Origin of the sequence: Aliihoeflea sp. 40Bstr573, from assembly GCF_024105655.1 — a bacterium.
Classification (GTDB): domain Bacteria; phylum Pseudomonadota; class Alphaproteobacteria; order Rhizobiales; family Rhizobiaceae; genus Aliihoeflea.
This window is the reverse complement of record NZ_JAAAMH010000041.1, coordinates 1-7,060: the sequence shown is the minus strand read 5'-3', so window position 1 is coordinate 7,060 and position 7,060 is coordinate 1. Positions and strand designations below refer to the sequence as shown.

Sequence of the window (7,060 nt, the reverse complement as noted above, 5' to 3'; positions counted from 1 at the left end):
AACGACAGACAATCGAACTCCGGCGCTTGCAGCACCGAAAACTCGCCGCATAAAGTCAACCAAGGGGCGAGGCCGAAACTCCGCTAAATCTCCATGCCCATTGCGCCAAATGTCCTGACGACGGACAGTGCCGGTTAACGCTGATCCAATACGAAGACGGTCACCAGAAGAGAAGGGACAATGCCTCCTGGTGACCGCGCAATTCAGCCCTTCGTACAATTCTTCCGTCGGACCGCCTGGCTAACATTCGTTAAGCCAAGTTGTTCCCGTATACGTGGCTGGAGCCAGACTTTGTTTAAGGAAGAGTTCGTAATGGACACTAGCTTCGGTCGCCCGAACTCCGGTTGCCCTTGCCGAGGTCTTCGCGAGCTCTCTTGTCTTTATCGAGCTTCTCGAAGCTCTCAACTACGTCATCCGTTTCCTGCGTAACGTCGGGGACGGCTCGTCTTTCGTTCTGCACGTTCGCCTGATCATCGCCCTGGAGCTTGTTTCGCCCCATCCGCTCGGAGGCCAGATCCGTCTCGGTCAGTCGGCGTGTGTCCTTATTCTCAGCCATGGTTATCTCCTTCGGGTTGAAAGTGACCACCAACTGAATTCGCCGGGCGTTCCGAAAGGTACCGCAGTCATAGACTGTTAAGCCTGACAAGCTTCGCCTCGGAACACCGTCGGCTGACATCGGTTGGCACCCCAAGCTTGGAGGGGATGCGATGACGCGGATGTCTATGTCAGCTGCAACGTTTGCGTCGGTTCTTATGGGAGCAACGGTGGTGTCTCTGCTGTTCGGCCGATGCGCCGTGTATGAGTTGTTCCACGTCTGCGTTTTAATGCACTAGATCGCACCGGTCTTTATGGGCTGATCAGTCGGGGAAAGCGCGCAGATGAACTGGGGCGTTGAGGACTTCGCGGCCGCAGCGGCACTAACTGGAGGTGCTGCGCTCGCAGGGTGGATCGTGATGACGAAAGTTCGATCGCGGCCCGCGCGATACGTTCTTGCCGGGTGTGTGCTTGCCGCCGCGCTCGCCACCTGGGCACACCTCGCAGTCGGGATATTCTAGTTTTGATACCAGCGGGGCGCAGGAGGCAGTGTAAATCAGACTCGTTTGTCATCGCGCGGTTTTGCCTGAGCCTCATCCTGAAGAACGTCGACCACGTCTCGCAGGCTTGCATCGGCTTCAGGATGCCTGGCTAACAGCGCCGCTGCCGTCTCGCCAATATTCATCTGCTTCGCGTTAAAACGCGCGCCATCCACGGTGTCCGCGATATCAACGGCTAAAGATAATCGGGGCATATCTGCTTCTCCGCTCGGTTTCCTTCCACGGAGGCAAGCCTTGCAGGTCGCTATGGTTTCATCACCTGCTGTTAAAGGGTTACACCTCTCGCGGCTTTAGCGGCGCCCTCGGATAGTGAAAATACCTCGCGCTGCTATCCGGTCGCAGGCCGATCTTGCGACTAGGCGACGGGCCCCTAGCTATCGATGTTCTGCAACATTCCGCTCCTGCTTGAAATAAATCAAAGGTAATCTTTGGCCTGAGACGAAGAAGGCCACCGCGGCACGTACGGCAGGCATCAAGCTCGGCAAGACCCCTGACGGGTCATTCGTCGTCGGCCACGTCGTGAAGACTCAGGACGAGGGCAACAAGGTCCGCACGCTGATCAAGGCCACGGCCGAGATCGACGGCGGGGACGTCGAGATCAGCCTTCCGCAGGTTCCGGGTCAGGCCGGCAAGGTGCAGGCCAAGGACATGGTCGCGATGCTGGCGGGCTGGAAGGTGAAAACCGTGCCGGGAACGGGCGACAGGGGTCACACGGGCCGAGCCGTTCTCGTCCCAGTGCGAAGCGGGGAATGTCTATCTCCTCCAGGGTGACTGGAACGAGAGCTATCTCGACGAGCTCTGCCTGTTTCCGGGTGGCAGCATCAAGGATCAGGTCGACGCCTCGTCAGGTGCCTTGGCGCGGCTTGTCGTGAAACGCGAGATCGAAACGGCTATCACGAGAGTGACCGGGATGTCTAGGCGTCTGAGTCGATCATCGTGTCGACAAGGATGCGGATTTGCTCCGGGCCGAAAACGATATCCCTGGTCAGTATCCAAGGGTGCTCTGGACGCGTCGCGGACCGACGGCTGGCCGTGACCAATGCGTCAGCGAGGGAATTGCATGTTGTAGTGCTTGCGCCTTCGAAGGACGTGGAGTGGGGAACGTCGCCAGCCGGGAGCCAGATGACGATCGCAGGTTCATGTTTCATGTCTTCCTCCAGCACATTGCCGAGGGCAAACGCGATAGCCCTCGATTGGGATGCACCGACGGAAGTGAAATGAATATGGCCGGCGTCGACACGTAACATCCCGACTGGATTGATCGCCAGGACGAGTGGGTGATGATGCGCGCCACTGCCGGAGGTGAGAAAGCCCTCAAGGAAGCAGGAGAGGACTATATGCCCAAGCCTTCCGGCTTTCGGGTGCACGACGATGGCGGCCGCGCGATGTACGCCGCCTACCAGAGCGGGCGCAGTTCTCGGAGATCGACGCGCCTAGATTCACGTCATCCATCGCACCGAGGCACAGATCGCCATGCCCAAGGCGATGGAAGGGTTGTGGAAATGGCAACGCCCGGCGGCATGTCGCTCGAGGCGTTCGAACGGCGTATCACCGGCGAGCCGCTGCTGATGTGCCGTTATGCGCTCTTGGCCGATGCCTCTTCAACGGGCTGGGACCTGCCTTGGCTCGCCAGATACACGACCGAGGCGCTGATCAACTGGTCGCCCGAGCGAGACTTGTTCGTGCTCGACGAGAGCGGGTTGAAGCGCGATGGTTTCCAGTGGAATCAAGCAGGCATATCGCGTCCTCCGGCTCGAGGAAGACCGATATTCGGTCGAAACCTACACGGGCATCGAGAAGGACGGAGCCGAGGCCCAGCCAACAATTCGCGGCGATGCCGGACTGACCGAGATCCCGTTCGTCGTGATCGGGTCGAAAGACTTATCCGTATCGCCCGACGAGACGCCGCGGATCGGCGTTGCGCGCCGCGCTCGCGATGTATCGCCTCGATGCTGACTATCGCCACCAGCTTTACATGAGCGGGCAGGAGACGTTGATCATCATCAATGGTGATGCGCCATCGGCACTTGGTGCCGGCGTCGTCCTGACATTGTTGGCGAGCAAAGACGATCACATGCCCGACGCCAAGTATGTTGGGCCTACCGGAACCGGCATTGATGCGCACCGGGTCGCCATTGAGGACGAGCGCGGCAATGCGGCTACGGTCGGCGCCAGGTTGTTTGACAGCGAGAAGAAGTCGGCCGAGAGCGGCGACGCTTCGCATCCGGTATGCGGCTCAGACCACAACGCTGACCTCGATCGCGCTCGCAAGTGCGCAGGGGCTGCAAAAGGCGCTCTGGCATATTGCGATCATGATCGGCGCCGCGCCTGAAGAGGTGATCGTTAAGCCGAAACTGTCGCTCGTCGATGCCACGCTAAGCCCGCAGGAAGCGGCTTTACTGAGCAAGCTCTGCCCCGCCGCGCAAGATTGCTCGGCATATCAACTGAAAGGATGACCATGCATCTCCGAAGCATCTTCTTCGGCGGTCTGGCCATGCTCGCAGCGGCCATGTTCATGCACGCTCCGGCTCGCGCCATCGACAACGAGCCGGCACACAGCGTGTCCTTCGAATGGCCGGATTTCGCCCCGCTCGATGCGAGGGCGCTTGTCGTTGCCGACATGCGCAGCACCGAAGTAGCGAACCTGAGTTCGAACAGCCACGCTGTAGCGTTTGCCATCCAGAACCAGCCGCTCACGGCGTGGCGCTTTGCCGTCGACGCCAATTTGCGCATCGATCCACATATCCGCGCGGGCTGAACAGCGGCCGTCGACCTGAAGGGCGGCGGCCACTCATGTTCGGCCAGGGGCGGCGAGATTATCGTGCTACTGGGGAAACGAAAGACCATGCTCAAGACAGAGCCGCTCGATGCTGCCGTAGTCGACATCCAGACCATATTTGGCGTCTAGCGCTGCGGCGGCTTCACCTGTCATGGCGTCGGGGTTTTCGGCCATTTCCTTGAACATGGCCTCGAATCCGCCGGGCGAGATAATCTCTAGCAACCGGCATTCATCCTCGCCGGGGTTCCAGAAGGTGTGCCAGTCGTTCCGCAGCTTGAACACGAACTCGCCAGCCTTGGCTTCGATCGTTCGTCCGCCAATGAAGGCGCCCATTCGCCCGTTCAGAACGAAGCTGTACTCGTCCTCCCGCGAATGCCTATGCAGAGGCGCGGCCAACGTCTTGGCGGGCACCCAATGTTCAAGGATTGAGACGCGTCCCTCGGTTGCCAGCGCCTCAAGCATGTAGCGGGCACCAAAGCTGCCGAGGTCGACAGCATCGCCTGCCTCGCGTCCCAAAAGCGAAACACTAGATCTCGTCAAGACTGTCCTCTCCGTCCGTGGGAAAGAAAAGCATGGAATGTCGGAGAGTGGAAGCCTGATGCGGTGAGCGTCTAGATTGTCCGGCACGACGTGACGCGGATCATCACCTCGTCCTGCTCGAACTCGGCCTCTAGCCGGCTGCGATAGGTCTTCCACCATGCTTCATCGAGCTCGTCGACCATCACTTCGATGATCAAGATGCGATCCTTCTCGATTGACCCCGTTTCTTTCCATAACCCCTCGGCCGGCGCTCGCGTGAACGCTGTAGCGCCACCAAAGCGATCGGCGAGCCCGCCGATGATTCCCTCGATGACGTCCGGGTCGATCGGCACGCCGCTGCCGGTATCGAGCGGCAAGAACACTTCAACAATCTGCATGGCTGCGCCTCCCTCTTATGAAGGATCATCGCGTGGCAATGCCGAGTACTGTTCATCACTGACAGGCTCAAGCCATTCGACGTTGCTGCCGTCTATCGCCTCATGGATGGCGATGTGCGTCATACTCGTGTGGGGGCGGGCACCGTGCCAGTGCTTCTCACCTGGAGCAATCCAGATTGAGTCGCCCGGATTGATCGGCTGGATGGGCCCTCCTTCCTTCTGGATGAGGCCTGACCCAGCTACAACATGCAGCGTCTGGCCGAGCGGATGCGTGTGCCAGTTGGTTCGCGCGCCTGGATCGAAACGAACAATAACAGATCGCACACGAGCGGGCGCTTCTGCTTCAATGATCGGATCTTGCCACACGGAGCCCGTGAAATAGTCTGCCGGCCCCCGTCGTGAAGATACCGAGCCACTGCGGCGAATTTCCATTCTCATCTCCGTAATCCGAGGCACTGACACCTCATACTCACTCGCTATTCAGCGGCATCCTATGCCGACACGTCGTGGTTGCAACCCAAGAGAAGGCTAGTGGCACTGAAAGGATCGTCGACGATCCCGACAGTGTCGAGAAACAGTCCCGCCCACCAGATCGAGTGCATTGGGGCGCACCCACGAGTGCATTGGGGCGCACCTTGGTGCGCAAGAGTTCAAAGCGCGCTCGATCGCGTCCGCGCGGCGCCCGCGTTGCCGGCCATCAAGGGATCGCTCGCAGTCGTGGTGCGCGATGCCGGCGACGTTGCTTTACTCAGGCGCAGGTCGCACCGGTGAGGTGATGTTGTAGTATGCATCCTCACTCACCAAACCAGCTCTCTTCTTCGCTTCGCGCATTGCGACTTGGTGTTCGGCTGACGCTGTTGCCGTGTCGGCCGCAGGTTCGCCTTTGGTCGAATGCGATTCAGTTACGTCATATGGCAGATCTGGACCGGAGGGCATCTGCCGTCCCTCCTTCTCTCGGATCTCCGCTACACCGCACTTGTTCACTTCGATGACCCGGCCGTCGTCTTGGGCATCGTCGGTGGTGATACTCTCTTTCATGTTCCGCACTCCTCTACTGCTGGTCGTTGTAGGGCCGTTTGGTCTCGCCCACCATTTTGGCCAGATGCGAAAACGTCCAGAGATGTTCAGCACTGGTCGTGTTTGCGAGCTGCAGGAACCGAATGGGAAAACATATCGCATCTCGGTTTGCGGGTGATAGATGATCGGTATGTCGATTGTCGCCAACTGCCGCGGCTTCGGCCTTGCGCAGGGCAATGTCGATTTCGTTTTGTGAAAGAACACCCTTTGCGACGAGCTCGTGATTGATTGCTGCAATGGCGAGGCAAAGTCCCTCAAGTTGCAGGTTGGCGGTGTTCATAGCGTCCTCCACTCTTTGATGGGGGACCAACACCGAATTCATGGAATTGATCCGAGGTATCGATGGCTAGCCTCGATTATGCAAGGGAGCCGCGAAGGCCGATCACCTGCTCGGGCATCCAGACGGACCGGAGCCATCCAGCGTACGGCGTCGTTCGGCGGTGCAATCCTTGGGCCGGTGAGTACGACGGCGGTTGACGACCCTGCACGCACTGCGGTCGATAACCTGCAGAACGGGCGAAGATGTCGGCGGCACTCGCCTGATCAGGTGGTGACAGCGGACGGCGTCTACACCATCCTCAAGAACACCACGCTATCACCGCGGGCGCTTCGGTCAGGTATGACATGATGGGAACACGCTAACAGTCGGCGCGCGCGGCTTCTATGCGGCCTTGGCACGGCCCTTGGCGCGCATCTTCGTACCGGGTTTGCGTCCAAGTCCCATCTTCTTGGCCAAGGCGGAACGAGCCGCGGCATAGTTGGGAGCGACCATCGGATAATCGGAGGGAAGGTTCCATTTCACCCGGTACTCGTCAGGCGTCATATTGTAGTGCGTCATCAAATGACGCTTCAACGATTTGAACTTCTGCCCGTCTTCAAGGCAAATGATGTAGTCGTCGGAGACGGACTTCTTCGGGTTCACGGCGGGCTTTGGAGCCTCTGCTGGTTCGACCGCAGATGGCGTCGTCAGCGACACCAGAGCGGAATGAACAGATGCGATAAACGCGGGCAGCTCCGCAGCTGGAACTGGATTATTGGAAACATATGCCGAAACGATTTCAGCAGTTAGCGCTCGTGGACAAAGGGTATCCATAGTTTGACTGCTGCGATGGCGACGAAGCCGAGATAGGATTCCTTTGTTTTGTCATAACGGGTGGCGACGCGCCGCCAGTTCTTGAGTTTGTTGAAGAGCC

13 protein-coding genes and 1 pseudogene are annotated in these 7,060 nt (G+C 59.1%); 5 read left to right on the top strand and 9 right to left on the bottom strand.

The genetic code is table 11. From position 1 onward, the window contains the following. Window positions 1–319: 319 nt before the first annotated feature. Together GTK01_RS20565 and GTK01_RS20560 are read right to left on the bottom strand one after the other, a co-directional pair. On the bottom strand, window positions 320–556 hold the full coding sequence (locus tag GTK01_RS20565; RefSeq protein ID WP_252929677.1) for a hypothetical protein: 237 nt from the start codon (window positions 554–556) through the stop codon (window positions 320–322). A 534-nt stretch (window positions 557–1,090) separates the two neighbouring features. After that, window positions 1,091–1,288, bottom strand: coding sequence for a hypothetical protein (locus GTK01_RS20560; protein ID WP_252929675.1), 198 nt, complete (start codon window positions 1,286–1,288; stop codon window positions 1,091–1,093). A 325-nt stretch (window positions 1,289–1,613) separates the two neighbouring features. Between GTK01_RS20560 and GTK01_RS20555 the strand changes: the two genes are divergently transcribed. The 5 genes from GTK01_RS20555 (at window position 1,614) to GTK01_RS20535 (ending at window position 3,852) form a co-directional block, all read left to right on the top strand. Next, window positions 1,614–1,865 (top strand): hypothetical protein, encoded by a 252-nt coding sequence (locus GTK01_RS20555; RefSeq protein ID WP_252929673.1) that lies wholly within the window; start codon window positions 1,614–1,616, stop codon window positions 1,863–1,865. A 939-nt stretch (window positions 1,866–2,804) separates the two neighbouring features. Beyond that, window positions 2,805–3,050 (top strand): hypothetical protein, encoded by a 246-nt coding sequence (locus tag GTK01_RS20550; protein ID WP_252929671.1) that lies wholly within the window; start codon window positions 2,805–2,807, stop codon window positions 3,048–3,050. Then, complete coding sequence (locus GTK01_RS20545) at window positions 3,013–3,426, top strand: DUF4055 domain-containing protein (RefSeq protein ID WP_252929669.1); 414 nt, start codon at window positions 3,013–3,015, stop codon at window positions 3,424–3,426. Before GTK01_RS20550 ends, GTK01_RS20545 begins: the two co-directional genes overlap by 38 nt. Continuing rightward, window positions 3,407–3,550 carry a hypothetical protein gene (locus tag GTK01_RS20540; protein ID WP_252929667.1) on the top strand — a complete coding sequence of 48 codons (144 nt, stop codon included), beginning with the start codon at window positions 3,407–3,409 and terminating at the stop codon, window positions 3,548–3,550. The genes GTK01_RS20545 and GTK01_RS20540 overlap by 20 nt, the downstream gene beginning before the upstream one ends. Window positions 3,551–3,552: 2 nt before the next feature. After that, complete coding sequence (locus tag GTK01_RS20535) at window positions 3,553–3,852, top strand: hypothetical protein (protein ID WP_252929665.1); 300 nt, start codon at window positions 3,553–3,555, stop codon at window positions 3,850–3,852. A 66-nt stretch (window positions 3,853–3,918) separates the two neighbouring features. On the opposite strand, the gene GTK01_RS20530 is transcribed toward GTK01_RS20535, so the two are convergent. From GTK01_RS20530 to GTK01_RS20500, 7 genes and pseudogenes are all read right to left on the bottom strand, one after another. Next, complete coding sequence (locus GTK01_RS20530) at window positions 3,919–4,335, bottom strand: cupin domain-containing protein (RefSeq protein WP_252929663.1); 417 nt, start codon at window positions 4,333–4,335, stop codon at window positions 3,919–3,921. Between the two features lie 149 nt (window positions 4,336–4,484). Beyond that, complete coding sequence (locus GTK01_RS20525) at window positions 4,485–4,790, bottom strand: hypothetical protein (protein WP_252929661.1); 306 nt, start codon at window positions 4,788–4,790, stop codon at window positions 4,485–4,487. A 15-nt stretch (window positions 4,791–4,805) separates the two neighbouring features. Next, entirely contained in the window at window positions 4,806–5,222 is a 417-nt protein-coding gene (locus GTK01_RS20520) for a cupin domain-containing protein (protein ID WP_252929660.1), read from the bottom strand. Between the two features lie 312 nt (window positions 5,223–5,534). Then, on the bottom strand, window positions 5,535–5,828 hold the full coding sequence (locus GTK01_RS20515) for a hypothetical protein (RefSeq protein ID WP_252929658.1): 294 nt from the start codon (window positions 5,826–5,828) through the stop codon (window positions 5,535–5,537). A gap of 13 nt (window positions 5,829–5,841) precedes the next feature. Further along, on the bottom strand, window positions 5,842–6,147 hold the full coding sequence (locus GTK01_RS20510) for a hypothetical protein (RefSeq protein WP_252929656.1): 306 nt from the start codon (window positions 6,145–6,147) through the stop codon (window positions 5,842–5,844). Between the two features lie 381 nt (window positions 6,148–6,528). Further along, a complete protein-coding gene (locus GTK01_RS20505) occupies window positions 6,529–6,960 on the bottom strand; it encodes a MucR family transcriptional regulator (protein WP_252929654.1) in 432 nt (143 codons plus the stop codon). Further along, window positions 6,933–7,060 (bottom strand): annotated as a pseudogene (locus tag GTK01_RS20500) (IS5/IS1182 family transposase); the annotation flags it as partial. The gene GTK01_RS20505 and the pseudogene GTK01_RS20500, both read right to left, overlap by 28 nt.